This window comes from Pseudoalteromonas sp. D15MCD-2 (assembly GCF_038562745.1).
Classification (GTDB): domain Bacteria; phylum Pseudomonadota; class Gammaproteobacteria; order Enterobacterales; family Alteromonadaceae; genus Pseudoalteromonas.
The window spans coordinates 479,812-503,263 of record NZ_JBCFQE010000001.1; the positions used below are offsets into that span (position 1 = coordinate 479,812).

28 protein-coding genes and 1 other RNA gene are annotated in these 23,452 nt (G+C 42.0%); 19 read left to right on the plus strand and 10 right to left on the minus strand.

Features of this window, described 5'->3' with window-relative positions:
• Nucleotides 1-149 precede the first annotated feature (149 nt).
• From AADY36_RS02175 to murA, 7 genes are read left to right on the plus strand one after another with little or no spacing between them, the layout of a single operon-like run.
• Nucleotides 150-968 carry an ATP-binding cassette domain-containing protein gene (locus tag AADY36_RS02175; protein WP_082401555.1) on the plus strand — a complete coding sequence of 273 codons (819 nt, stop codon included), beginning with the start codon at nt 150-152 and terminating at the stop codon, nt 966-968.
• Nucleotides 961-1,740 carry a lipid asymmetry maintenance ABC transporter permease subunit MlaE gene (mlaE, locus tag AADY36_RS02180; RefSeq protein ID WP_054554167.1) on the plus strand — a complete coding sequence of 260 codons (780 nt, stop codon included), beginning with the start codon at nt 961-963 and terminating at the stop codon, nt 1,738-1,740. The genes AADY36_RS02175 and mlaE overlap by 8 nt, the downstream gene beginning before the upstream one ends.
• Nucleotides 1,741-1,753: 13 nt before the next feature.
• Complete coding sequence (mlaD, locus tag AADY36_RS02185) at nt 1,754-2,302, plus strand: outer membrane lipid asymmetry maintenance protein MlaD (protein ID WP_054561096.1); 549 nt, start codon at nt 1,754-1,756, stop codon at nt 2,300-2,302.
• Between the two features lie 2 nt (nt 2,303-2,304).
• The gene (locus tag AADY36_RS02190; protein WP_054561095.1) at nt 2,305-2,982 is read left to right on the plus strand and encodes an MlaC/ttg2D family ABC transporter substrate-binding protein; all 678 of its coding nucleotides are present in this window, start codon (nt 2,305-2,307) and stop codon (nt 2,980-2,982) included.
• Nucleotides 2,975-3,268, plus strand: coding sequence for an STAS domain-containing protein (locus tag AADY36_RS02195; RefSeq protein WP_342408442.1), 294 nt, complete (start codon nt 2,975-2,977; stop codon nt 3,266-3,268). The genes AADY36_RS02190 and AADY36_RS02195 overlap by 8 nt, the downstream gene beginning before the upstream one ends.
• A 5-nt stretch (nt 3,269-3,273) precedes the next feature.
• Nucleotides 3,274-3,531 (plus strand): BolA family protein, encoded by a 258-nt coding sequence (locus tag AADY36_RS02200; RefSeq protein ID WP_054554171.1) that lies wholly within the window; start codon nt 3,274-3,276, stop codon nt 3,529-3,531.
• Between the two features lie 15 nt (nt 3,532-3,546).
• On the plus strand, nt 3,547-4,806 hold the full coding sequence (gene murA, locus AADY36_RS02205; RefSeq protein ID WP_054561093.1) for a UDP-N-acetylglucosamine 1-carboxyvinyltransferase: 1,260 nt from the start codon (nt 3,547-3,549) through the stop codon (nt 4,804-4,806).
• A gap of 67 nt (nt 4,807-4,873) precedes the next feature.
• Here the strand turns inward: murA and AADY36_RS02210 are convergent, their stop codons facing one another.
• The 3 genes from AADY36_RS02210 to AADY36_RS02220 form a co-directional block, all read right to left on the minus strand.
• Nucleotides 4,874-5,956, minus strand: coding sequence for a trypsin-like peptidase domain-containing protein (locus tag AADY36_RS02210; RefSeq protein WP_055020793.1), 1,083 nt, complete (start codon nt 5,954-5,956; stop codon nt 4,874-4,876).
• A 98-nt stretch (nt 5,957-6,054) separates the two neighbouring features.
• The gene (locus AADY36_RS02215; protein WP_054561091.1) at nt 6,055-7,407 is read right to left on the minus strand and encodes a Do family serine endopeptidase; all 1,353 of its coding nucleotides are present in this window, start codon (nt 7,405-7,407) and stop codon (nt 6,055-6,057) included.
• A 123-nt stretch (nt 7,408-7,530) separates the two neighbouring features.
• Nucleotides 7,531-7,974 (minus strand): YhcB family protein, encoded by a 444-nt coding sequence (locus AADY36_RS02220; RefSeq protein ID WP_055020791.1) that lies wholly within the window; start codon nt 7,972-7,974, stop codon nt 7,531-7,533.
• Between the two features lie 178 nt (nt 7,975-8,152).
• On the opposite strand from AADY36_RS02220, the gene zapE reads away from it, so the two are divergent.
• Entirely contained in the window at nt 8,153-9,241 is a 1,089-nt protein-coding gene (gene zapE / locus AADY36_RS02225; RefSeq protein WP_054561089.1) for a cell division protein ZapE, read from the plus strand.
• Nucleotides 9,242-9,341: 100 nt separating this feature from the next.
• On the opposite strand, the gene AADY36_RS02230 is transcribed toward zapE, so the two are convergent.
• Nucleotides 9,342-9,620 carry a hypothetical protein gene (locus AADY36_RS02230; RefSeq protein ID WP_342408443.1) on the minus strand — a complete coding sequence of 93 codons (279 nt, stop codon included), beginning with the start codon at nt 9,618-9,620 and terminating at the stop codon, nt 9,342-9,344.
• Between the two features lie 95 nt (nt 9,621-9,715).
• Between AADY36_RS02230 and rplM the strand changes: the two genes are divergently transcribed.
• From rplM to AADY36_RS02265, 7 genes are all read left to right on the plus strand, one after another.
• Nucleotides 9,716-10,144, plus strand: a complete 429-nt coding sequence (gene rplM / locus AADY36_RS02235; RefSeq protein WP_054561088.1) for a 50S ribosomal protein L13 — start codon at nt 9,716-9,718, stop codon at nt 10,142-10,144.
• 8 nt (nt 10,145-10,152) lie between these two features.
• A complete protein-coding gene (gene rpsI / locus AADY36_RS02240) occupies nt 10,153-10,545 on the plus strand; it encodes a 30S ribosomal protein S9 (protein WP_095209788.1) in 393 nt (130 codons plus the stop codon).
• 673 nt (nt 10,546-11,218) lie between these two features.
• Nucleotides 11,219-11,809, plus strand: coding sequence for a ubiquinol-cytochrome c reductase iron-sulfur subunit (gene petA / locus AADY36_RS02245; RefSeq protein WP_054554178.1), 591 nt, complete (start codon nt 11,219-11,221; stop codon nt 11,807-11,809).
• The gene (locus tag AADY36_RS02250) at nt 11,809-13,074 is read left to right on the plus strand and encodes a cytochrome b (RefSeq protein ID WP_054554179.1); all 1,266 of its coding nucleotides are present in this window, start codon (nt 11,809-11,811) and stop codon (nt 13,072-13,074) included. The genes petA and AADY36_RS02250 overlap by 1 nt, the downstream gene beginning before the upstream one ends.
• A complete protein-coding gene (locus tag AADY36_RS02255) occupies nt 13,071-13,808 on the plus strand; it encodes a cytochrome c1 (protein ID WP_054554180.1) in 738 nt (245 codons plus the stop codon). The genes AADY36_RS02250 and AADY36_RS02255 overlap by 4 nt, the downstream gene beginning before the upstream one ends.
• Nucleotides 13,809-13,887: 79 nt before the next feature.
• Nucleotides 13,888-14,514, plus strand: a complete 627-nt coding sequence (sspA, locus tag AADY36_RS02260; RefSeq protein WP_054554181.1) for a stringent starvation protein SspA — start codon at nt 13,888-13,890, stop codon at nt 14,512-14,514.
• Nucleotides 14,514-14,954: a ClpXP protease specificity-enhancing factor gene (locus tag AADY36_RS02265; RefSeq protein ID WP_054554182.1), complete on the plus strand. Its 441-nt coding sequence runs from the start codon at nt 14,514-14,516 to the stop codon at nt 14,952-14,954. The genes sspA and AADY36_RS02265 overlap by 1 nt, the downstream gene beginning before the upstream one ends.
• 65 nt (nt 14,955-15,019) lie before the next feature.
• Here the strand turns inward: AADY36_RS02265 and dolP are convergent, their stop codons facing one another.
• The 4 genes from dolP to AADY36_RS02285 are packed head-to-tail and all read right to left on the minus strand — an operon-like array spanning nt 15,020 to nt 18,493.
• The gene (gene dolP / locus AADY36_RS02270; RefSeq protein ID WP_054561086.1) at nt 15,020-15,586 is read right to left on the minus strand and encodes a division/outer membrane stress-associated lipid-binding lipoprotein; all 567 of its coding nucleotides are present in this window, start codon (nt 15,584-15,586) and stop codon (nt 15,020-15,022) included.
• Nucleotides 15,586-16,173 (minus strand): SIS domain-containing protein, encoded by a 588-nt coding sequence (locus AADY36_RS02275; RefSeq protein ID WP_054561085.1) that lies wholly within the window; start codon nt 16,171-16,173, stop codon nt 15,586-15,588. The genes dolP and AADY36_RS02275 overlap by 1 nt, the downstream gene beginning before the upstream one ends.
• A gap of 32 nt (nt 16,174-16,205) precedes the next feature.
• Nucleotides 16,206-16,577, minus strand: coding sequence for a YraN family protein (locus tag AADY36_RS02280; protein WP_055020790.1), 372 nt, complete (start codon nt 16,575-16,577; stop codon nt 16,206-16,208).
• Nucleotides 16,578-16,615: 38 nt separating this feature from the next.
• Nucleotides 16,616-18,493, minus strand: a complete 1,878-nt coding sequence (locus tag AADY36_RS02285) for a penicillin-binding protein activator (RefSeq protein WP_342408444.1) — start codon at nt 18,491-18,493, stop codon at nt 16,616-16,618.
• 61 nt (nt 18,494-18,554) lie between these two features.
• Between AADY36_RS02285 and rsmI the strand changes: the two genes are divergently transcribed.
• From rsmI to AADY36_RS02300, 3 genes are all read left to right on the plus strand, one after another.
• A complete protein-coding gene (gene rsmI / locus AADY36_RS02290) occupies nt 18,555-19,412 on the plus strand; it encodes a 16S rRNA (cytidine(1402)-2'-O)-methyltransferase (RefSeq protein WP_269407340.1) in 858 nt (285 codons plus the stop codon).
• Nucleotides 19,413-19,454: 42 nt separating this feature from the next.
• Nucleotides 19,455-19,806: RNase P RNA component class A (gene rnpB / locus AADY36_RS02295), an RNA gene on the plus strand.
• Between the two features lie 356 nt (nt 19,807-20,162).
• On the plus strand, nt 20,163-20,684 hold the full coding sequence (locus AADY36_RS02300) for a hypothetical protein (protein WP_054561081.1): 522 nt from the start codon (nt 20,163-20,165) through the stop codon (nt 20,682-20,684).
• 10 nt (nt 20,685-20,694) lie between these two features.
• Here the strand turns inward: AADY36_RS02300 and AADY36_RS02305 are convergent, their stop codons facing one another.
• Nucleotides 20,695-22,260, minus strand: coding sequence for an MASE1 domain-containing protein (locus tag AADY36_RS02305; protein ID WP_054561080.1), 1,566 nt, complete (start codon nt 22,258-22,260; stop codon nt 20,695-20,697).
• Nucleotides 22,247-22,876 (minus strand): response regulator transcription factor, encoded by a 630-nt coding sequence (locus tag AADY36_RS02310; protein WP_054561079.1) that lies wholly within the window; start codon nt 22,874-22,876, stop codon nt 22,247-22,249. The genes AADY36_RS02305 and AADY36_RS02310 overlap by 14 nt, the downstream gene beginning before the upstream one ends.
• A gap of 250 nt (nt 22,877-23,126) precedes the next feature.
• Here AADY36_RS02310 and AADY36_RS02315 point away from each other — a divergent pair, with 250 nt between their 5' ends.
• Nucleotides 23,127-23,369: a YdcH family protein gene (locus tag AADY36_RS02315; protein ID WP_054561078.1), complete on the plus strand. Its 243-nt coding sequence runs from the start codon at nt 23,127-23,129 to the stop codon at nt 23,367-23,369.
• Nucleotides 23,370-23,452: the final 83 nt, after the last annotated feature.

The following is a 23,452-nucleotide window of genomic DNA, read 5'->3' on the forward strand; positions in this document are numbered from 1 at the left end:
CTTAGCAAGGAAACTAAATTTCAGGTGTCGTTAAGCTCTTTGCAGCTAGCTTTAGAATTTATTGATAGAAAATATTACAAAATTTTACGATTTGTTTTTTCCATCTTGACTAAAAAACCCTTAAAATGGCAAAACTAGTGAAAAACGTTATGGAGAGCGACTTGTCGCAATCAATAGTAGAAATCAAGGATGTAACCTTTTCACGGGGCGATAGAATCATATATAAAAATATGAGTTTTAACATTCCGAAAGGCAAGATTACCGCTATCATGGGACCAAGCGGCATTGGTAAAACCACCATGTTGCGCTTAATTGGCGGTCAGCTTAAACCTGATTCTGGTGACATTTTATTTGAAGGCAATAGCATTCCTGGCATGACTCGCAAGGAACTTTATGCTGCCCGCACCAAAATGAGTATGCTGTTTCAAAGTGGCGCTTTATTTACCGATATGTCAGTGTTTGACAATATCGCCTTTCCTTTGCGCGAACATACTCAACTCAGCGAAGATTTAATCCGACTTGTCGTTTTAATGAAATTACAAGCTGTCGGCTTACGTGGCGCACAAGACTTAATGCCGTCTGAGCTTTCTGGTGGTATGGCTCGCCGTGCTGCTTTAGCGCGTTCAATTGCTCTTGATCCAGAGCTTATCATGTACGATGAGCCATTTGCTGGCCAAGACCCTATCTCTATGGGTGTGTTAGTTAAGCTAATTAAATCACTGAATGAGGTGCTAGGTTTATCATCACTTATCGTGACCCATGATGTAACAGAGGTGATGAGCATTGCTGATCACGTGATCATCATTGCTGATCAAGGGGTGATAGGCGAAGGTTCACCAGAGCAAATGCAAAACCATGAATCTGAGCTTGTGCAACAGTTCTTAAATGGTTTATCGGATGGTCCTGTACCATTCCATTTCCCAGCTCCTGCGTATGATGATGAATTACTAGGAGTGCATAATGCTTGATCTATTCCAGAAGTTAGGTCACAAAACATTAGGGCGCTTTGCCGCGCTTGGTCGTTCAACTCAGATGCTGTTTGGTGCACTCGTTAATGTGCCGAACTTCAAAAAAGGCACGCCTTTACTTGTTCGCCAATTATATATGGTGGGCTCGCAATCTCTTTTAATCATTATGGTGTCAGGCTTATTCATCGGTATGGTGCTCGCCCTGCAGGGTTACACCGTATTAGTAGGCTATGGTGCTGAAGATAGCTTAGGGCCTTTAGTGGCATTGAGCTTATTACGGGAGTTAGGCCCTGTAGTAACTGCGTTACTGTTTGCAGGCCGCGCGGGCAGTGCACTTACTGCTGAAATTGGTTTAATGAAAGCAACCGAGCAATTATCAAGTTTAGAAATGATGGCGATTGATCCACTTAAACGCATTATTGCACCGCGTTTTTGGGCTGGTTTTATCAGTATGCCATTACTTGCATTAATATTTTCTGCGGTTGCTATTATCGGCGCTCATTTAGTGGGTGTTGATTGGCTTGGTGTTGATTCAGGAAGCTTCTGGTCAATCATGCAAGCGCAAGTGTCGTTTCAACAAGATATTGTGAACGGCATGATTAAGAGTTTTGTATTCGCCATGATTGTGACCTGGATTGCACTTTACAAAGGCTATGACTGTGTTCCTACATCTGAGGGGATCAGTAAAGCGACAACAGAAACCGTTGTGCACTCGTCATTGGCAGTATTAGGTTTTGACTTTATTTTAACAGCGGTAATGTTTACCAGCTAATTAGGGTATAAAGATGAATTCACGGAAATTAGAAATATTAGTTGGCTTTTTTGTAGCCCTTGGTATCGCTGCATTTGCATTATTAGCATTTAAAGTTGCGAATGCCGGCATTAGTGGTAGTGGTGAGACTTACCAACTGAATGCAAAGTTTGAAAACATTGGTTCTTTAAAAGCACGTGCGCCGATTAAAGTAGGTGGTGTAGTTGTTGGCCGAGTTGAATCAATCTTTATTCACCCAAAAGAGTTTGTGCCTGTGGTAAATATGGCGATTGATGCAAATTACTTATGTAAGTTTTCAGACACAACATCAATCTCTATTTTGACATCAGGTATTTTAGGTGAGCAGTACTTAGGCATTAACCCTGTTATTGCCCCTGAATCTGCTGAGCAACGCTGTATGGGTGAAGATGTAACAGCAAGTGAGCATGATACAGATCTAGATGATCTATTTGGTGTTGAAAGCAAAGCGCTTGCAGATGGTGACTACATTACTGATACAAAATCAGCGCTTGTTTTAGAAGAGTTAATCGGTCAGTTCTTATTCAACCAGGGTGGTGAATAATTATGTTTAAGAAGTTTTTATTATGTATTGCTGTGCTGTTTAGCCTAAACGCACAAGCCGCTGAACCTAAGGTTGATTTAAAAGACCCGTACAAAATGGTTCGTACAGTGTCAGATAATACTTTTGCACGTATTACCAAAGACCAACCTCTTATCGCGAAAGACAAAGAGCATCTTCGCGTTATTGTAGAAGAAGAGCTAATGCCTTACATTGACTACAAGTATGCTGCACTGCGCGTACTAGGTAATCACGTGTCAAAGGTGCGTGCTATCGAAGATAAAGAGGAAAAAGCGAAAGCGATTAAAGAGTTACAACGCTTCATTGACGTTTTTCAAAAGTATTTAATTGCTACTTACGCAGGTGTGTTTACTCAATACACTAATCAAAGCGTTGAGTTTGCTCCGCCTCAGCCTTTCAAAGGCCAAGATGTGGTGGTTGTTAAAACTAAGATTGTTGAAGCCGGTAAACCTGATATCAGAATCGACTTTAAAGTACGTGAAGACCGCAGTGGTGACTGGGGCGCGTACGATATGATCGCAGAAGGTATTAGTTTGCTTGATGCTAAACAAAGTGAATTACAAGGTATTTTACGCCAACATGGTCTAGATTATGTAAGTGACTTACTAGAGCAGAAGAGCCAACTGCCAGTGCAATTTAGAGGTGATGGTGGCGATGAGTAAAGTCGAGATTACTCAACTTGAAGATAACCAGTTTCGAGTCAGTGGCGAACTGACTCGAAATTCAATTGGCCGTGAACGCCTTCTGAACGCCAAGTCAGATTCTAGCCATAAAACATGGTATTTTGACCTTTCTGGGCTATCTAGGGTTGACACAGCGGGCTTAGCTTGGTTAATTCACTCTTTCGCAGAATTAAAGCAGCAAGGTATTCACCTTGAACTGCAAAATAGCCCTGAACAATTGCAAAATTTAATGCAATTGGGTCAGGTCACAAACTTATTTGAGTGAGATTTATGGAAACAAGCCAAGTCGAAACGTTATTACGCGACGAACTAAAACTAGATGAAGTGATTGTTAAAGCAAATGGTAGCCACTACGAAGTGATTGCTGTTGGTGAGTGTTTTGATGGTTTATCTCGCGTGAAGAAGCAACAGTTGGTTTATGCTCCGTTAATGTCAACAATCTCAGACGGTACAATCCACGCTGTATCTATTAAAGCGTTCACACCGACTGAATGGAAACGCGAACAAAAATTTATTTTACCTCAATAGTCGCAGGGCCTCCTAATGGATCAATTTGTTATTCAAGGTGGCACCTCGCTGGCAGGTGAAGTCACTATTTCTGGCGCTAAAAATGCCGCTCTTCCAATTCTTTTTGCTGCGCTTTTAGGGCAGGGCAAAAGTACCTTTAGTAATGTTCCTCGTTTACGCGATATTGGCACCACAGAAGCCTTGTTAAAAACACTGGGTGCAAATGTAGAGTGGCAGCAAGACAAGCTAATCATTGATGGTGCGACGGTTGATAAAACGCTTGCACCGTACGATCTGGTAAAGCAAATGCGTGCCTCAGTACTTGCATTAGGTCCTTTAGTTGCCCGTTTTGGTGAAGCGCAAGTATCACTGCCTGGTGGTTGTGCAATTGGTGCTCGCCCAGTTGATATCCATATTCAAGGTCTTGAGCGCATGGGCGCTATCATCAAGGTTGAAAATGGTTACATCAACGCAAAGGTTGATGGTCGCTTAAAAGGCGCTGAAATCTTTATGGAGATGGTCAGTGTTGGCGCAACAGAAAACTTACTGATGGCAGCAACGCTGGCTGACGGTAAAACAGTACTTGAAAATGCAGCTCGCGAACCTGAAATTACCGATCTTGCTAATTGCTTAATTGCGATGGGTGCGAAGATCAGCGGTGCAGGCACTAGCCGTATCGAAATTGAAGGGGTTGAGTCACTATCGGGTTGTGAGTACAGCATTCTTCCTGATCGCATTGAAACAGGCACTTTCTTGGTTGCGGCGGCAATGGCTGGCGGTGAAGTGCTTTGTAAAAATACAGACCACCATAGTCTTGATCCTGTGATTGAAAAGTTGCGTGCTACCAATGCCTTGGTTGAAGTCACTGATAACAGCATTTACCTTGATATGCGTGGCCGCGAACTAAAAGCGGTTAATATTAAGACTATGCCACACCCGGGTTTCCCTACCGATATGCAAGCGCAATTTACAGCTTTAAATGTGGTAGCGAAGGGCAGTGCAACCATCACAGAAACGATTTTCGAAAACCGTTTTATGCACGTGCCTGAGTTACAGCGTATGGGCGCAAACATTCGCTTAGAAGGTAATACAGCAATTTGTGGGGATACCGAAAGCTTATCGGGCGCACAGGTAATGGCAACTGATTTACGTGCCTCGGCAAGTCTGATTCTTACTGGCATCGTTGCTCAAGGTGAGACTATTGTTGACCGCATCTATCACGTAGATCGTGGTTATCAACGCATTGAAGATAAGTTGAGTGCTCTAGGTGCCAATATCAAGCGTCGTTCAAGCTAATCGCTAAGACTTATAAAAAAGGCCTAACATCAGTTAGGCCTTTTTTATATCTGTGTTGTTTCAGTAACTACTGCTCGTCTTCGAGTTCAGCAACAGTTACCATCACTTTTAAGACTTTACCATCGCGGTAAATCTCAAATTCAAGCTCTTTACCTGGTTCTGTATTCGCAAGTTTCTCGAGCACTTGTTGTGGGTTGGCTACAGGAATACCGCCAATTTTGATTACAATGTCAGTTTCTCTGATGCCTGCTTTCCAAGCTGGGCCAAATGGATCAAGTTGAGAAATACGCATGCCTGCAACAGGTGTAAAGCTATCGCTTACATCTTTGCCCGTGCTATCAATACCTGTGCCACTGAAGCCTAAATAGCCACGAACGACACGACCATGTTTGATTAGCTTATCCATCACATCTTTGGCAATCGAGTAAGGTACCGCAAAAAAGATACCCTGAATATCGAGATTTTCATGAGTTTTAAATTGTGCCGAGGTAATACCGACTAAGTCACCTCGTGAATTGACTAACGCGCCACCTGAGTTACCTACGTTAATCGCAGCATCCATCTGTAACAGGCTGCTGTAAGGGCTATCGATTAAGTTTTGTTTACCCGTCGCACTGATTATACCTTGGGTAATGGTTTGGCCTAAGTTAAGCGGGTTTCCAATCGCTAAAACAACATCACCAACACGTGGCTTAAATTTATCATTTACTGGAATTTTTGGTAAATGCTCAGCGCTGATCTTTAATAGCGCTAAATCTGTTTGAGTATCAAAACCAATCACTTGTACATCATAAAAGCGACGGCCATCAGCCAGCGTGACGATAATGAGATCGGCATTTTTAATTACATGGTAGTTAGTCAGAATATAGCCGTCTTGGGTCATGATCACACCAGAGCCAAGAGCTTGAACGGTGTTTTGGCGTTTATAGCGCGGTTGATTGGAAATGCTTTCTGAAAAAATAGTAACAACCGACGGTGCTGCTTTTTGCACTGCATCAGCAAAGCTCATGTGCTCTGATGATATCGCCGCAGGTAAATTCATATCTGGTAACAGTGTGCTACGAAGGCTTGGGCTAAATAACACCACTAAAAAGGCAATGCCTAAACCGGTGAAAAGCGGAGGAAGGATAAATTTAAAAAGTTTTAGCACAGTATTCTTATTATCAGTGAGCAATCCCTTAATGATGGCACAAAAAAAATAACAGCGGCAAGCACCGCTGTTATTTTTTCATGATTTATCAACTAGGTTTACTGGATCAGTACGAAAATAAGCTCTCTACCGCGCTTAACACCTAGTACGATGTTACCTTTGGTATTTTCGATGATCTTATTCATGTCGCGAATTGTTTCAACGCGTTGACGGTTAACTTGCATGATCACGTCACCTTCTTCAAGGCCAACGCGAGCAGCAGGAGAACGTGCTTGCACGCCGGTTACTTCAACACCTTTACCATCACTCTTCTGAGTGTTTTCTAATGTTGCACCTTGGAAAGCTGGGTGTGTCTCTTCGCCTGCGGCAGTTGTGGCTGATGCACCATCGAGCGTGACATTAACAGTTTTAACTTTGCCATCTCGGTAAATGCCCAGTTTTACTTTTTTGCCCTCACCAAGTGTAGCAATTTTACTGCGTAGTTCATGGAAGCCACTAATTTCGGTGCCATCAACGCTAATAATTACATCACCGGCTTTGATACCCGCTTTACTTGCTGCGGTATCATCCATTACTTGCATAACGTAAGCGCCTTGTTTCACGTCGAGTTGTTGTGCTTTAGCAAGGCCTGCATCAAGTGGGCGACCCGAAATACCTAATGAGCCACGGCGCACTTCACCGTGTTCGATAATTTGGTCAACAAGGTTTTTCATCATGGTAGATGGAATTGCAAAGCCAATCCCCACGTTGCCTCCAGATGCACCTAAGATAGCGGTGTTGATACCAATCAGCTCACCATTAAGGTTAACTAACGCGCCGCCTGAGTTACCTTGGTTGATAGCTGCATCGGTTTGAATAAAGTCTTCATAGCCTTCTATATTTAAACCGCTACGGCCAAGGGCACTGACGATACCTGATGTTACTGTGTGACTTAAACCAAATGGATTACCAATGGCAACTGCAAAATCACCTACACGTAACTGATCTGAATCGGCAATTTTAAGCGCTGTTAAGTCCTCAGCATCAATTTGCAACAAGGCAATATCTGATTCTTTGTCGCTACCGATTTTAGTTGCTTCGTATTCTCGGCCATCCTCTAAGGTCACCACCATTTTTTCGGCATCTTCGATAACATGGTTATTGGTTACCACGTAACCTTCGTCTGCATCAATGATCACACCTGAGCCTAGGCCACTAAATTCACGCTTTTGACTGCCACCACGAGGAACACCAAAAAAGTCATCAAAAGGAGTCGCACGGCGGCGAACTTCTTTAGAGCCTGATACTTGAATACTCACCACACCCGGTGTGATCTGTTCAAGCATAGGTGCTAGGGTTGGCAATTGTTGACCATTTACAGCAACAGGAAGTTTTGCCATTGAAATTGCAGGGCTTAATAATAAGCTAGAAGATAAAATAGCAGCACTGATAACAGATAATTTCATTTTCATAGTCTGGGTTTACTCCACTTCAGAGATAAAGCAAAAACTAAAAAGGGCTGCATAAGCAGCCCTTTTCTTGGTTTAGATATAAAGCTGTTATATCTAAAGACTATGGGGTCAAAAAAAAGTTCATCAAGAGGCTTTAGAATGTTCTGAAACTTTCTCTGAGCCAGTGAACAGGCCCGTTTCACCTACAACATAGTCAGCTGGCTGAGCTTCGGCACTTGAACGATCGCCTCTGCGGTCTTGTAATGAGTTTTGTAATTGCTCAGTCGTTTCTTTAGAAAAGAATGGCTCATTTGGATGCTGTTTTTTATCAGCAAGTAGTAGTTTATTTGTTTCTTCTACATGGTTCAGTAGCTGGTCGTAGTTATCTTTCATTTTAGATACTAGCTTACCTGTGCTCGCTAGATGATCAGCTACATCTTGACGATATTGTTCAAGCGCATTGTTAGCTTGCTCGACTTGTTGTTCTAGTTCGTCTTGCTTAAATTGTTTTTTGGTTACAAAAGCACCAATGAAGAATGCTGAAATTGCAACGATGATTAGAATACCTATCCAGGTAATTGTGCCCATAAATCTACCCCTTTGGGAAAAAATAACAAAAACAAATGCTTTAAAAGCATTTATAGTCCAATCATTATTAAAATATGCTTAATTTGATTGTGAAATCATACTGCGGGCTAATATACCCTGAGATACGATGCGTGTTAATATACTGTGCAAATTTAACTGTGTTTTATTGTAACGACCTATGACTCCTTGGCAGAAATACCAACAAGATTTACAACGTGAAGACTTTGTACATGATGCAGCGCAAGAAAATGCAGTGCGCCATTTGCAAAGACTCTATGATGACCTAACGGCAGACAAACCGGCCGCGAAGGGGTGGTTTGCCAAACTATTCTCTAAAGATAGCACGCCAAGTATAAAAGGGCTGTATTTTTGGGGCGGAGTAGGTAGAGGTAAGACCTATTTAGTTGATACTTTCTACGAAGCTTTACCTACTGATCGTAAGATGCGTGTGCACTTTCACCGTTTTATGCATCGCGTGCATGATGAGCTGAAAAAGTTAAAAAATACCAGTAATCCATTAAATGTGGTTGCAGATATATTTAAATCAGAAACGGATATTATCTGTTTTGATGAATTTTTTGTGCAAGATATCACTGATGCAATGCTACTAGGTGGCTTGATGGAAGCATTATTTGAACGCGGTATTGTGCTGGTTGCGACATCAAACATCGTGCCTGATGAGCTATATCGAAACGGTTTACAACGTGCGCGTTTCTTACCAGCAATAGAACTGGTAAAAGCCAATACCGAAATTGTTAATGTTGATTCGGGGGTTGATTATCGCTTACGTACCCTTGAGCAAGCCGAAATTTTCCATAGTCCGCTTGATAAGCAAGCTGATGATAATTTATTTGAATACTTCGATAAGTTGTCACCTGAGCCCGGTGTGCTCGATAAAGAAATTGAAATTGAAGGGCGGATGATCAAAACCCGTAAAGTGTCTGACTGTATTGCTATGTTTGAGTTTAGTGAACTATGTGAAACAGCCCGCAGCCAAGTTGATTACATGGAAATAAGCCGACTTTATAACACGGTGATTTTGTCTAACGTAAAATCATTAGGCCAAGCCAATGATGATGCCGCACGTCGTTTTATCGCGTTAGTGGATGAATTCTACGAGCGTCATGTAACGCTGATTATTTCTGCTGAAAAGCCAATAACCGAGCTATATAGCGAAGGTAACTTAAATTTTGAATTTAAGCGTTGTATTAGCCGACTACAAGAAATGCAATCGCTAGAGTATTTAGCAAAAGAGCATCTAGCGTAGTAGAGCTGTCAGCCTTCAGCCGTCAGTTTTTAGCTGATCGAGATAGTGGTTTAGTTTTTATGTTTTTAACCACAATAGCTTTACATTTATTTCTCTGGTTTTATGTTTTTGATAGCTGATAGCTGATAGCTGATAGCTGATAGCTGATAGCTGATAGCTGATAGCTGATAGCTGATAGCTGATAGCTGATAGCTGATAGCTGATAGCTGATAGCTGATAGCTGATAGCTGATAGCTGATAGCTGATAGCTGATAGCTGATTTTCTCGAATAAAAAACAACCATCATATAGCAATGTGGTTCAAGTGCTGGTATACTCCCGCGTCTGCCACGTTGCGTTCTATTGCCAGATATTAGTTTAGCCTCTAATTGATGGCTCAAAGTCTTAAACTCGAAGGGGTTAAAGCATTCAACTTAGAGCGGTAATTAATAATAATTACCTGTGGTTTTAATTAAAAAACATTGGATTTTAATAAATGAAAACGTTTGTTGCTAAGCCAGAAACAGTAAAACGTGACTGGTACGTAGTTGACGCTGAAGGTAAAACTTTAGGTCGCATCGCTACTGAAATCGCTCGTCGCCTACGCGGTAAGCATAAAGCTGAATACACTCCTCACGTAGATACTGGTGATTACATCATCGTTATCAACGCTGAGAAAGTTACTGTTACTGGTAATAAAGCAAAAGACAAAATGTACTACGCTCATACTGGTTTCCCAGGTGGTCTTAAGTCTACTACTTTCGACAAGCTTCAAGCTGCAAAGCCTGAAATGATCATCGAAAAAGCTGTTAAAGGCATGTTGCCACGTGGTCCTTTAGGCCGCGCAATGTACCGTAAACTTAAAGTTTACTCAGGTACTGAGCACAACCATGCTGCACAACAGCCTCAGGTTCTAGACATTTAAGGAGCACTATCATGGCAAATCAATACTACGGTACAGGTCGTCGTAAAAGTTCAAGTGCTCGCGTATTCTTACGCCCAGGCACTGGTAACATCGTAATCAACAAGCGCTCTCTAGAAGAGTACTTCGGTCGTGAGACTGCTCGCATGGTTGTTCGTCAAGCATTAGAGCACGTAGAAATGACTGAAAAGTTTGACCTACACATCACTGTTTCAGGTGGTGGTACTACTGGTCAAGCTGGTGCTATCCGTCACGGTATCACTCGTGCACTTATGGAGTTTGACGAGTCTCTACGTCCTACACTTCGTAAAGCAGGTTTCGTTACACGTGATGCACGTAAAGTTGAGCGTAAGAAAGTGGGTCTTAAGAAAGCACGTAAGCGTCCACAATTCTCAAAACGTTAATATTTACGTTTATCAGAATACCAAAAACCCAGCTTCGGCTGGGTTTTTTGTTTTTCAGAGCTGTCAGCTTTAAGCCGTCAGTTTTTAGCTGATCGAGAGAGGGCTCACTGCTTGAATGAACAAGTTCTTGCCAAGGCTTAATATTCCCATATACTTCTCGCATCTCGCATCTCGCATCTCGCATCTCGCATCTCGCATCTCGCATCTCGCATCTCGCATCTCGCTGAAGCGCAAAACCCTACCTTTTTTCGTTCGATATTTGACCACTGATAATAATTAGTACGTATTACAGTAAAAAAACTTCAAGATTTAGCAAAATTAGCTTAAATCCATCAGTTAATTGATGAAATTTTTTGCTACAATTGGGGGGCAAGTAATGTGAGTGAGTTCAACAACAGCTAATGCAGAATTCTGTTTCCTCTTAGTGAGGTTGATCTTGGTCAGTATATTGTTTTTTTATATGCGTTATCATAACCAGCGGCTTCATACTCGAGCTAACCTAAATTAATAATTCATTAAATAGGGTTTATTCGAGCATGAGACTGTGAATAACCTTGTTTTAATCAAGGGTTTTAATTATGATCGCGTCTATTTTGAAATTTCTAAAAATTAACCTGCTGTAACTGATGTTCTCAATATGGCAAGTGTTGGGAATCATAGTGGAGATAAGTGGATGAGCAATGCGCCTGTAGACAATGGCCGACGTCGCTTTTTAACCATAGCTACCTCTGTTGTTGGTGGTGTTGGTGCGGCTGGGGCTGCTGTTCCTTTTATTGCGTCTTGGAATCCAAGTGAGCGAGCTAAATCTGCGGGTGCGCCTGTAGAAGTAGATATCAGCAAGCTTGAGCCAGGACAATTAATACGTGTTGAGTGGCGAGGAAAACCTGTTTGGGTTATTAATCGTACACCAAGAATGCTTGAACAGATGAAAGAACATGAAGGTCAACTTCGTGATCCTGCGTCTGAAGAGCCTCAACAACCTGAATCATCAACCAATGAATATCGTTCGCAACGTCCTGAAATTTTCGTTGCTGTTGGTATTTGTACGCACTTAGGTTGTTCTCCTAGCTTCCTACAAGGTGGCTTTGGTGAGAAAGTAGAGGGCACAGACGACGGTTTCTTCTGTCCGTGTCACGGTTCTAAATTTGATATGGCTGGTCGTGTATTCCAATCTGTACCTGCACCATTAAATCTAGAAATTCCTCCGTATACCTTCCTTGATGACACGACTATTCTAGTCGGTGAAGAAAAAGGAGTGGCGTAATGTTTGGTAAAATTATTGGTTGGATCGACGATCGTATTCCAATGACACGTGTTTGGAACATGCATATTGCACAGTATCCAGCACCAAAAAACTTTAACTTCTGGTACTTCTTTGGCTCTTTAGCCATGTTAGTACTTGTTAACCAAATCGTAACTGGTATCTGGTTAACAATGAACTTCGTACCATCTGCTGAAGGTGCTTTCGCATCGGTAGAATACATCATGCGTGATGTAGAATACGGTTGGTTACTTCGTTACCTTCACTCAACAGGTGCATCAGCGTTCTTTATCGTTGTATACCTGCACATGTTCCGTGGCATGATCTACGGTTCTTACCAAAAACCACGTGAATTACTGTGGTTATTCGGTATGTTCATCTTCTTAGCGCTTATGGCTGAAGCTTTCATGGGTTACTTACTACCTTGGGGACAAATGTCTTTCTGGGGTGCACAGGTAATCATTTCACTATTCGGTGCGATTCCGGTTATTGGTGATGACTTAACGCTTTGGATCCGTGGTGACTACGTAATTTCTGGTGCTACGCTTAACCGCTTCTTTGCACTACACGTAATTGCATTACCTTTAGTAATCGTTATCTTAGTATTCTTACACATTGTTGCACTACACGAAGTGGGTTCAAACAACCCTGATGGTGTTGAAATTAAGCGTAAGAAAGGCACTGTAGCTGAAGAAGATAAGCCTAAATTCAAATTCCACGAGTATTACACCAACAAGAAAGACATTGTTGATGCAATCCCGTTCCACCCTTACTACACAGTAAAAGATATTGTGGGTGTGGTTGGTTTCTTAATCTTATTCTGTTGGGTTGTATTCTTTATGCCTGCGATGAATGGTTTCTTCCTAGAAGCGCCAAACTTCGAAGCAGCTAACCCGCTGAAAACACCAGAGCACATTTTCCCAGTTTGGTACTTTACGCCATTCTACGCAATCCTACGTGCAATCCCTAACAAGTTAATGGGTGTTGTGGCGATGGGTGCATCTATCGTAGTGCTTGCGTTACTACCTTGGATTGACCGTGGTTCGGTTCGCTCTATTCGTTATCGTTGTGGTTTACACAAGTTAAACATCGCACAATTCGTGGTAACTTTCGTTATCTTGGGTTGGGTTGGTGCTACACCACAAACTGATTTCAAAACGCTGTTATCACAAATCACGACTGTGACATACTTCATGTTCTTCGTATTGTTATTTGTTTACAGCAAGAATGAGAAAACTAAGCCATTACCAACGAGGTTGACGAAATGATGAAAAAGCTAATTATCGGTTTATTCGCATTGTTGCCATCGTTGACAATGGCAGCAGGTCCTTCGGTTCCTTTAATGGATGCGAACATTGACCTTAAAGATAACGCATCTTTACAGCGCGGTGCTAAATTGTTCATGAACTACTGTCTTGGTTGTCACCAAATGCAGTATCAACGTTATGAGCGTACGTTCCGCGATATCGGTATTCCTACTGAGATTGGTCAAGAGCAATTAATTTTTGATGGCTCAAAAGTAGGTAGCCACATCAAAAATGCGATTGATAAAGATGACGCAGCTAAATGGTTTGGCGCAGCGCCACCGGATCTTACGCTTGTTGCGCGAGTTCGTGGTACTGACTGGATCTACACTTATCTGAAGTCATTCTATAAAGACGAGTCTCGTCCGTTTGGCGTAAACAACGTTGTTTTCCCATCGGTAGGTATGCCACACGTTCTTCAAGAACTACAAGGTTTACCAACACCAATCACTGAAGAAGTGGAAGAACATGGTCACACTGTGACTAAAGTTGTTGGCGTTGAAACAGATGGTTCTGGTGAAATGAGTGTTGACGAGTACGATCGTGCTGCTCGTGACTTAACTAACTTCTTAGCTTACGTTGGCGAGCCGTCACGTTTAGAGTCAGAAGCGTTAGGTCTTAAGGTAATTGGTTTCCTAGTGATTCTATTTATCTTGGCATTCATGCTGAAGAAAGAATACTGGAGAGATGTTCACTAATCCTGGGCATTTTGAAAGGTAGTTTTGTGATAGGGGCTTAAGCCCCTATTGCTGTTTTTGTAATATAATGGAGGTAGGCATGGCCGTAGCTGCCAATAAGCGCCCTGTAATGACCCTGTTTTCTGGTGCTAACTGTATGTATAGCCATCAAGTACGTATCGTACTTGCTGAAAAAGGTGTAAGTGTTGACATTCACCTGGCTGAAAAGGATAACCTGCCAGAAGCACTTCATGAGATTAACCCTTACGGTACAGTACCAACACTGATCGATCGTGAGCTTGGTTTATATCAGGCAAACATCATCATGGAATACCTTGATGAACGTTTCCCTCATCCTCCACTAATGCCAGTTTATCCGGTTATGCGTGGCCGTAGTCGTCTGATGATGCATCGTATCGACACGGATTGGTATAGCCTAGCTAACAAAATCACTAGCGGTAGCAGCGAAGCTGCGCAAGCACGTAAAGAGCTTACAGAAGCGTTACTTGCAATTGCACCAATCTTCTCTGAAGCACCTTACTTCATGAGTGAAGAGTTCAGCTTAGTTGATTGTTATTTAGCACCACTACTTTGGCGTTTACCTGAGCTTGGCATTGAGCTTAATGGTGCAGGCGCGAAAGAGCTTAAAGAATACATGTTGCGTTTATTTGAGCGTGAATCATTCCAAGCTTCACTAACTGAAGCAGAGCGTGAGATCCGTTTATAATGACGCCTAATCGTCCTTATTTACTACGCGCTTTCTTTGATTGGATTGTTGATAATCAGTGCACACCACACTTAGTGGTTAACGCTGATTTTCCTGCTGTACAAGTACCAACACAGTTTGTGCAAGACGGTCAGATCGTTTTGAACATTAGCCCATCAGCGGTAACACAATTTGCAATGGACAACCAACAGCTTAGCTTTAATGCGCGCTTTGGTGGCCAACCAATGCAAGTGTACGTACCTATGGGTGCTGTGCTCGCAATTTATGCACGTGAGAATGGTGAAGGGACTGTATTTACTGCAGAAGAATTCATCGAGGACGAAGACGATTTTGCTCCGGTATTAGAAAGTGTTGAAACACCTGACGATATTACGCCAGATGATGAACCACCTGCTAAACCAGAGAAGAAAAAAGGTGCTCACTTACGAGTGATTAAGTAACCTTAGTTAGACAAAAGAAAACCCGCTATTTAGCGGGTTTTTTATTATTAATTATCTATTTAGCGTTACAGATATTCAAACACTTTAATAACACGTTCAACGCCTGATACGTTACGTGCTACATCAACCGCTAAATTCGCTTCAGAGTCGCTCACTAAGCCCATTAAAAAGACTTCGCCATTCTCTGTTACGACTTTGATGTTATTGCTGCTGATGCTTTCTGTGGTGAGCAATTGCGTTTTCACTTTAGAAGTTAACCAAGAGTCGTGCGTTTGCGTACTCATACCAATATTTGAACCAATGCGAATTTGGTTGTGGATTTTACGAATGCCATCAACGCCTTCAATAGCGCGTTGTGCTTCGTCTTTCATTTCTGCGTTAGCAACTTGGCCAATCATAAGCACAATGCCATTAACGCTAATGACGTTAACGTTAGCAAATTTATGTAGGCGCTCATTTTCGCTGATAGCAATAGAACTTTTAATTTCGATGTTGTTATCGTCGATTTGTGAACCAATCGTGCGGCGATCATTCGCAGCAGTTACAGCGCCTGCAGTACCGGCGACAACGGCAGCTGCACAGCCTTGCAGCAATAAAACGGTACCAAATACTAGTAAAGACTGTTTAAACATTAATTTTCTTCCTGTGGGAATAAGGTTAAATCGATAAGCTCACTGAGGCAGTGTAAATTCACTAAGTGTGACTCAACAATACGGCTTGGGCGTTTGGATGGAACACGAATTTCAACATCATTTGGGCCAAGTAAGCCAACTAATTCACCACCATCATCACCAACAAGCACAATCACTTTCATATCACGGGTCAGTGCCGCTTCAACGGCTGAGATAATCTGCTTTTCATTACCATTGACAGCAATTGCTAATAAAAGGTCGCCTTGCTGTGCAAATGCACGAATTTGTCGTGCAAAGGTTTCGTGCTCATCATTATTTGCGGCTGAGCCTAAGTTAACTTGATCTTGTGCAAGCGCAACTGCGGGTAGGCATGGGCGCTCGGTTTCATAAAAGTTAATTAACAGCCCAGCCATATGCTGTGCCAACATGTGGCAGCTAGGAGTGCCACAACACAGCAGTTTATTGCCATTAATAAGACTTTGTGCAATGGTGAACGCTGCCGATTCAAGTGCGCTTGGCAGTACTTCACCTGCCGCTATTTGAACTTGAATATTTTCGGTAAAGATTTTTTTTATCGTTTCTTGCATAACCTACCAAATTAAGCCGACGCCAAACGGCGTTAGTAAACATTTTTAAACCAGTTTAGGGTGCTGTTAAGCTCACCTGTTATAGCGACATAATCTATCCGCATAGCCTGGTTTGAGATCTTTTTCTCGGCAAGATAATGGCTAATCGTGCGCCTTAATCGTTGCTGCTTTTGTTTGCTGAGCGCATAGTTTGCACCACCACGCAGGGCGTTTTTTCTAAATTTTACTTCTACAAATACTAGTGTTTGCCCGTCACGCATTATTAGGTCAAGCTCACCGTATTTACATAAGTAATTACGCTCAATGGCTTTTAAGCCATGTTGTATTAAATACTGCTCTGCCTGATGTTCGTAATACAGGCCTTTCTCGCGGCTATTTTGCCACAATTGATTAAACCACGACATAGCTTCATCCTTGAGCTAATACTACGTTTTAAAAAAGGTTATTCAGCGGCGTTAATCCCAATAGCAGATTGCATAAATAGCGGGATTGGTTGCTCAGTCGCTAAATCAACCGCAATGATTTTCTTATTCTTGTACTGTGCCCAATCTAGGGTGCGTGTAACATAGCCATTACTAGCAATGCTTAATTGACCACTGATACCACTAAAGCGTTTGCCTTGTACCATACTCAGTTGTTTTACATCACCGAGCATACTGGCTGCATCGAACGCCATGGCAAATAAGCGCTGGCTTATATCAGCGTTTTCTGGCCATAAGCTTTCGTACTGTTGGCGTAAATTGTGTTGCTGAATTTGACCGTCAAGCATCCAAGGTAGTTCCGTAAAATAAAGGCCATCTAAGTCGCCTTTATCGGTTCTATCAATTTGTTTACTGTGGCTTTTTGAGCTGGCATAAAGCGGGATTCTATCTGCGAAGGTACTCACATTAACGTCTAAATAAGGCTTGATTAAGCGTGTTTCGGTGGCATCACCTAAAATATAAATCACGTCAATGTCGCTGCGTGAGCGGGTTTCACTTTCTACTTCTTGCTTGAATAATGATTTGACGACTTTAATACGCTCTTTACTTTGGTCTACTTCAAGTAAGCCAGTGATGGTTTTCGGCATATCATCTTTACCTGAGTAAAACCCTATTTGTGGTTTAACTTCGCTGTATCGTTGCCACTGCGTATTAAAGTGTTCAACTAAACGCTGACCGTTACTATTATTAGGGGCTAGCAACATCGGCTTTTGATAGCCTGCTGTTAAAAATCGCTCTAATGCTTGCTGAACTTCATGCTCAGGGCTTAGTGCAAAGAAAAAATGCTGCTGTGAAATGCGCTCACCATCAAAGGTGTTTAAATGCATTACCGGGTAATCAACCAGTGTTTGTGCGCTAGTAAGCTTTTCGATATTGCTTTTTAGTAGTGGGCCAATAATAAAATCAGCATTAAATTCGCTTAGCTTGAGTGAGATCTCTGCAGCTGATAGTGATTCATCAATAAATAGGGTTTGCTCTAATGGCTGTCCATCTAAGGCCGCAAGCACACCGGCTTTTAAGGCATCACCTAATCGCTCATTAGCACCTGATTGTGGAATAAGCACAGCTAAACGGTTCACATTTAAAGGTTCAATTTGTACCAGCTCAGTCACTTTTTTTGGCAGCACTTCAGCGGCTGGGTGACCCGGGTAGCGACGCAGCCAGTTATTCATTGCTTGGTGAAGTTCTACAGGCGCACCTAAATACACTTGATGATAAAGCGCTAAATTAACCCAACCTTGTTGCACCACAGAGCCTCGGTTAAAGCGCTCAAGTGCGTACGATGAAAGCTGGGTTAGGTTTTGCCATAAATCTTTGTTTAAATTGGCAACGGTAAAGTTATTTTCGCTGCTAAGTGTTGATGCCTTAAAAAAGAAAGGCATTGCTTGTTTTGGCATACCTTGCGACGCGTAAACGCGCGCTGTCAGGTATTGATGCCATGCTTGATGCTCTGGCTGGCTTAACTGAGGCTCAAGTTGTTGTAACTGAGCTAAAGCTAAGTTGCTTTTGCCTTGATGCTCTTGCGCAAGGGCAATGTAAAGTTTGTTTTGAATTTGGTCCACACTTGGGGTTGCTTCAAGTTCGAGGCAGATTTTTTCTAGCAGTGCCCAGCGCTCTTCACTGATAGCCGCATCACGTGCAGTATATAAAAGCTGGATTTTATCGGCACCTTGACGGTTTAGCGCCGCTTGGTACATAGATTGTGCGTCGGTTAGCTGTGATAGCGCAATACTCGATTGGCTCGATTGATTTTCTGCACTATTTCGAGGTTTTTCGGTTGTGCTACAAGCCGATAACCCTGACAATACAATTAATAGACTAACAAGTTTAAGTCGCACAATGATTTCCCGATACGTTAACGCGATTTGCTTATATTACTGACTGACGCAGGAGACCTCAATGTTAAATGAGGACAATTCAGATAAAATCGGCACTCTTTACATTGTTGCCACGCCTATTGGTAACTTTGATGACATCAGCCAGCGTGCCATCCAAACCCTATCTGAGGTTGACTTAATAGCCGCTGAAGATACTCGTCATACAGGAAAGTTGTTAAGCCACTTTAATATCAAAGCAAAAACCTTTGCTCTGCATGACCATAACGAGAAACAAAAAGCGCAACAAATTGTAGATTGGTTAGAGCAAGGAATGAACATTGCGCTGGTATCTGACGCCGGCACGCCACTTATTAGCGACCCTGGTTATGCGGTGGTCAATTTATGCCGTGAACAAGGCGCGCACGTCGCGCCAGTGCCGGGAGCATGTGCTGCAATTACCGCTGTATGTTGTTCTGGTTTACCAACAGATCGTTTTCAGTTTATTGGTTTTACACCAGCAAAGAGTAAAGCAAGGCAGACCTTTTTCATTGAAGCGGTAAACTCAGGTATTACTAGCATCATGTATGAAAGTACCCACCGTATTATGGCGAGCCTTGATGATTTAGAAGCAGCACTCGGTGCAGAGCAGCCAGTAGTGTTTGCCAAAGAACTTACCAAAACTTTCGAAACCTTTTTCAATGGCACAGTTGCCGAGCTAAAACAGTTCTTAACGGATGATCCCACTAAGCAGCGTGGTGAAATCGTACTTATGCTACCGGGTAAAGCAAAGCAAAGTGACGATATTCCAGAAGATGCGCGCCGCATGCTAGGTTTACTCGAAGCCGAAATGCCACTGAAAAAAGCCTGTGGTGTTGTGGCTGAGTATTTTGGTTTGAAGAAAAACGCACTTTATAAAGCAATTATTGACGAAAAAGGCTAATTCTTTACTGCATAGACGTGCGCGCTCAGGTATACTGCGCGCCGAGTCAGCCGAGATAATCGCTGCCTGCAACGAAAATGCGCAGGGGGAGGAAAGTCCGGGCTCCACAGGGCAGGGTGCCAGCTAACGGCTGGGGGGCGCGAGCCTACGACAAGTGCAGCAGAGAGGAGACCGCCAACTTCGGTTGGTAAGGGTGAAAGGGTGCGGTAAGAGCGCACCGGGCCACTGGTAACAGTTGGTTGCAAGGTAAACTCCACCCGGAGCAAGACCAAATAGGGTTCCTTATGGCGTGGCCCACGTTGGAACCGGGTAGGTTGCTTGAGCCATAGAGCAATTTATGGCCTAGACGAATGATTATCCACGACAGAACCCGGCTTATTGGCTGACTCACTAAATTACATAAAAAGCCTCGCAGCAATGCGGGGCTTTTTGCTATCTACATGGACACAAAATTAAGAAAATCCACTCCGCGCATACAAAACAGCGGCTTATTGGCTGATTCACCAACTTATACAAGAGCCTTGGTATTTACCGAGGCTTTTTGTTTTCTAAAAGAGCCATGTTTTCGAAAGCCTCAAACCAAATCGAAATTGTTTGCTCTTTATTATCAAGAGGGCACTCTTCAGTTGTTTAACCATTCTCTGCAAACTAGGAATTTTTCTTAGCCACACTAAGAAAGTCACTCATTATCATAACGGCTTGTTCTGTATATCCTTTAAATCTAATTTACTTATGCTTAATGGATTGAAAATGAGTGTTATTGAGGGAAGTACTAAGGAGTTTGGCAATACGACTATTCTTCTTCATAGCTTAGGCTCTTCTTGTTACAGAATTGAATGGTATAGCAGGATGACGGGGGCGTCTACGAGTTTAGCTAGGCTCAAGCAAGGCAAGTACGTTGTTATTCGTAAGTGGGCACAAGTGAAAAATATGTCTGATGTTTCGAGCGAATTTAGTAGTCGAAATAGCGCTTTGATACACTTTCTAAATAACGTTGATATTGTTAAATCCCATGATGACTGGATCAGTGCCGCTAAGCAGCATTGTCTAAATTTGTTTGTTGAAAACGAGGGGCTTAAACCCGTTACTAAAGCGAGTTTTCCTAAACCGAGGTTGCAAGGTGCAATTGGTAAAGAAGTTGTTGTTAAATCGAAGTTGGGCGAAAGGGAAATAGCGCATGGCTTGTTGTTACAGCTTATAGGTAATCAAGCAGAAATACAGCTTGCGAATATTAAGAAAAAATATCTTACCAAGCAGGTTTATTTAAGGTAACTAGTTGTATTCAAATATCAAAGTATACTTCAATTTTAAATCCATCTATTTCAGTAACCGTACATGTACCGCCAAGGGCAATAACCCGCTCTTCAATAAATGATAACCCGTAGCCACCAGACTCTTGCAGTGTGGTCTTGGTTTTTCCATTATCCATAATAGTAAGGCATATATACTGTTCGTGAGCCAACAAGCTGAGCCTTAGCTCTGTGGCTGTACTGTGCTTGATGCAGTTTGTGACTGCTTCTTGGCAAATTCTGTAAATAGCTGTTTGATGTTCATCTGATATTGCTGAACTTAAGTTTATTTCAGCTACGTATTTGATTGATGCTTTACTTAGCAGAGAGTTAAAGCGTCCTTCTTTAAGAGCTTGCTCTAGCCCAAGCTCATCAAGCTCTCTAGGTCTTAAGTGATGCATAATTTGATAAACAGAGTCATACATCGCCTTTGCATTTTCTTTTAGGCCTTCAACGAGGGTATTTTCATTATTTCGTTGTGCTATCGAAAGTACCGTCAGGTCAGTTTTAAGTGCTGTTAGATTTTGGCCTAATTCGTCATGAAGTTCTTGAGACAAATACTTTCGCTCATTTTCTTGCACAGTTACCATGCGTTTAGCGAGCTGTTTATTTTTCTCAAGCAGCGCAGTGAGTTTTTCGTTACTGGCTTGTAGTTGATTATTTTTGATCTTTAACTCGTTAGTGGCGGTCCCTACCAGTAACCCTGTTACTGAATTGGCCAGGATAAATAATTGGCTAATGTAAGTATTGGTCGCATCTTGGGTGAGGCCTGCTTGTGCAACGATCAGCGTATTACTTACCAAGGCGCTTGCTATTGCTCCTTTAATACCAAATTTATAAGAGAACCAAATTACCGGTAGAAGTGAGCAAAGGCGTAGCAAAGGGTAAAGATCTGAGTGGCCTAGGTAACTAACAATGTAAATAGATGCCAGTGCTAATAAGCTTAGTAAAATAACAGCATGATGACGAGAGGGCACAAGGCTGTAGCTTTGGCTAATTAACAATAATGCTGGGGCCACTAATAATGTTCCCGTCAAGTCGCCTAATGTCATATTAAGTTGATATTGTAATACTTGCTTACCTTCTAACCAGGTTGTGAATTCAAAGGCGCTCGAAAACAAAAACCATTTAAAAGAAGCTGAAAAAACGGCTAGTAGAATTAACGACAAAGCCCCGGAATTAGAGGTGATTTTTGGTGGCCAGCGGCTTTTCTTAAAGCTGTAGACGATAGCCATATAGGTTAATTCTTGAAAGAAACCGTGAAATAAATCAAAGCTCCATTCACCATTGTAATAGACACCTAAATACGACGCATAAAGTCGAGAAGCAATCCAAAGCATTAGCCAAAATCGCACTGGAAAAATAACAAAAAATGCGAGCTTCACCCCTGCTGGCAGGTATATAGCACTACTTTGGGCAACGGTTTCTAAATGATTACTCACCCAAGAGGATAAATATAAGGCTAAAAAGTAAAGCGCAAACACCAATAACTGGTTAAATGCTTCAGTTATTAAGCTAAGTGAAGAACACTTTGTTGAAACGAGCTTATGCCAGTTCATCAAGTGTGATCATCCCGGAATCTATAGCAACTTTTAATAATTCAAATGAATTAGTGACTTCAAGTTTGTTGTATATATTCGTTTTATGTACGTGGGCTGTTTTGGGCATCATATCGAGTTGTTGCGCAACTTGTTTAGCATTTAGCCCTTTGGCAAATAAGGGAAGTGCCTCTTTCTCTCTTGGTGTTAAAAAAGAAAGTTTGCTTGCAGGGGAAGTAGTATTAAATTTCACATCTTCACTGATATAGCGCCCTCCTTTAATAACTGAATTGACTGCATCAATTAAAGCTTCTGATGCTGAGCGTTTAGAAACATAACCTTGAGCGCCGAGCTTTAAGGCGTTGCTAACGTATGGCTCGTAGTCATACATAGAAGCAACAATGGTTTTTATGTCGGGAAAGTGAGTGTTTAGATAGGTAAGAAATGCGAGTCCGTTTTCACCGTCATGCATTGATATATCAACAATAAATACATTAGGTTGCTCTAAGTTAACAGCAAGTTTTGCCTCAGTGACTGAGCAGGCTTCTATGATAACTTGCCACCCGTTTTGTAGCTCTAATAATTTTTTAAAGCTATCTCTAACCAGTTGATGATCTTCAATGATTCCAATTCGCATAATCCCTCCATAGATTTTTATTATATCCCTAATTCAATAAGTTATGTCTAGGAATTATTCTTATATTAATTAAATACGCGTTCATGTGTCCTGATTTTAATGGGACTAAAGCTTAGGAACATTTCTAGTTTAAACGCTATATTTTCTGAATCGTTGTGATAATTGATCTCGGACAAGGTTACTGCGTTGACTCTGTATGTTGCAGTGGTACAGTGAAATTGAACTTAAATTCTAGCTAAAGGAGTTGCCCATGCTAGGCGAAAAACACTCGTTATTGAATGAATTCCCTGAGTTTAATGAATTAATCCATAGCCTCGCGAAACACGATGCTCACTTCAAGAAAACCATGCAACGTTACGATGATATGGATAAAGAAATTCGCTCTCTTGAGTTGCAAGACTCTCCAATAGAAGATGCGGACATGCATGAAAAGAAGCATCAACGCGCCGTGCTAAAAGATGAACTTTATGACTTTTTAAAAGCTAATGCTTAATAAATGAATCGAATAATGCTCCTGCTAACGGTAGGAGCTTTTTCTCTCCTCTATTTTTACTCTCCAATCGTATTTAATCGCAA

What these genes read in the sequence shown, in the direction of transcription:
- AADY36_RS02175 (WP_082401555.1), top strand. Translation starts at nt 150, where the DNA reads ATGGAGAGCGACTTGTCGCAATCAATAGTAGAAATCAAGGATGTAACC.
- mlaE (WP_054554167.1), top strand. Translation starts at nt 961, where the DNA reads ATGCTTGATCTATTCCAGAAGTTAGGTCACAAAACATTAGGGCGCTTT.
- mlaD (WP_054561096.1), top strand. Translation starts at nt 1,754, where the DNA reads ATGAATTCACGGAAATTAGAAATATTAGTTGGCTTTTTTGTAGCCCTT.
- AADY36_RS02190 (WP_054561095.1), top strand. Translation starts at nt 2,305, where the DNA reads ATGTTTAAGAAGTTTTTATTATGTATTGCTGTGCTGTTTAGCCTAAAC.
- AADY36_RS02195 (WP_342408442.1), top strand. Translation starts at nt 2,975, where the DNA reads ATGAGTAAAGTCGAGATTACTCAACTTGAAGATAACCAGTTTCGAGTC.
- AADY36_RS02200 (WP_054554171.1), top strand. Translation starts at nt 3,274, where the DNA reads ATGGAAACAAGCCAAGTCGAAACGTTATTACGCGACGAACTAAAACTA.
- murA (WP_054561093.1), top strand. Translation starts at nt 3,547, where the DNA reads ATGGATCAATTTGTTATTCAAGGTGGCACCTCGCTGGCAGGTGAAGTC.
- AADY36_RS02215 (WP_054561091.1), bottom strand. Translation starts at nt 7,407, where the DNA reads ATGAAAATGAAATTATCTGTTATCAGTGCTGCTATTTTATCTTCTAGC.
- AADY36_RS02220 (WP_055020791.1), bottom strand. Translation starts at nt 7,974, where the DNA reads ATGGGCACAATTACCTGGATAGGTATTCTAATCATCGTTGCAATTTCA.
- zapE (WP_054561089.1), top strand. Translation starts at nt 8,153, where the DNA reads ATGACTCCTTGGCAGAAATACCAACAAGATTTACAACGTGAAGACTTT.
- rplM (WP_054561088.1), top strand. Translation starts at nt 9,716, where the DNA reads ATGAAAACGTTTGTTGCTAAGCCAGAAACAGTAAAACGTGACTGGTAC.
- petA (WP_054554178.1), top strand. Translation starts at nt 11,219, where the DNA reads ATGAGCAATGCGCCTGTAGACAATGGCCGACGTCGCTTTTTAACCATA.
- AADY36_RS02250 (WP_054554179.1), top strand. Translation starts at nt 11,809, where the DNA reads ATGTTTGGTAAAATTATTGGTTGGATCGACGATCGTATTCCAATGACA.
- AADY36_RS02255 (WP_054554180.1), top strand. Translation starts at nt 13,071, where the DNA reads ATGATGAAAAAGCTAATTATCGGTTTATTCGCATTGTTGCCATCGTTG.
- sspA (WP_054554181.1), top strand. Translation starts at nt 13,888, where the DNA reads ATGGCCGTAGCTGCCAATAAGCGCCCTGTAATGACCCTGTTTTCTGGT.
- AADY36_RS02265 (WP_054554182.1), top strand. Translation starts at nt 14,514, where the DNA reads ATGACGCCTAATCGTCCTTATTTACTACGCGCTTTCTTTGATTGGATT.
- dolP (WP_054561086.1), bottom strand. Translation starts at nt 15,586, where the DNA reads ATGTTTAAACAGTCTTTACTAGTATTTGGTACCGTTTTATTGCTGCAA.
- AADY36_RS02275 (WP_054561085.1), bottom strand. Translation starts at nt 16,173, where the DNA reads ATGCAAGAAACGATAAAAAAAATCTTTACCGAAAATATTCAAGTTCAA.
- AADY36_RS02280 (WP_055020790.1), bottom strand. Translation starts at nt 16,577, where the DNA reads ATGTCGTGGTTTAATCAATTGTGGCAAAATAGCCGCGAGAAAGGCCTG.
- rsmI (WP_269407340.1), top strand. Translation starts at nt 18,555, where the DNA reads ATGTTAAATGAGGACAATTCAGATAAAATCGGCACTCTTTACATTGTT.
- AADY36_RS02300 (WP_054561081.1), top strand. Translation starts at nt 20,163, where the DNA reads ATGAGTGTTATTGAGGGAAGTACTAAGGAGTTTGGCAATACGACTATT.
- AADY36_RS02305 (WP_054561080.1), bottom strand. Translation starts at nt 22,260, where the DNA reads ATGAACTGGCATAAGCTCGTTTCAACAAAGTGTTCTTCACTTAGCTTA.
- AADY36_RS02310 (WP_054561079.1), bottom strand. Translation starts at nt 22,876, where the DNA reads ATGCGAATTGGAATCATTGAAGATCATCAACTGGTTAGAGATAGCTTT.
- AADY36_RS02315 (WP_054561078.1), top strand. Translation starts at nt 23,127, where the DNA reads ATGCTAGGCGAAAAACACTCGTTATTGAATGAATTCCCTGAGTTTAAT.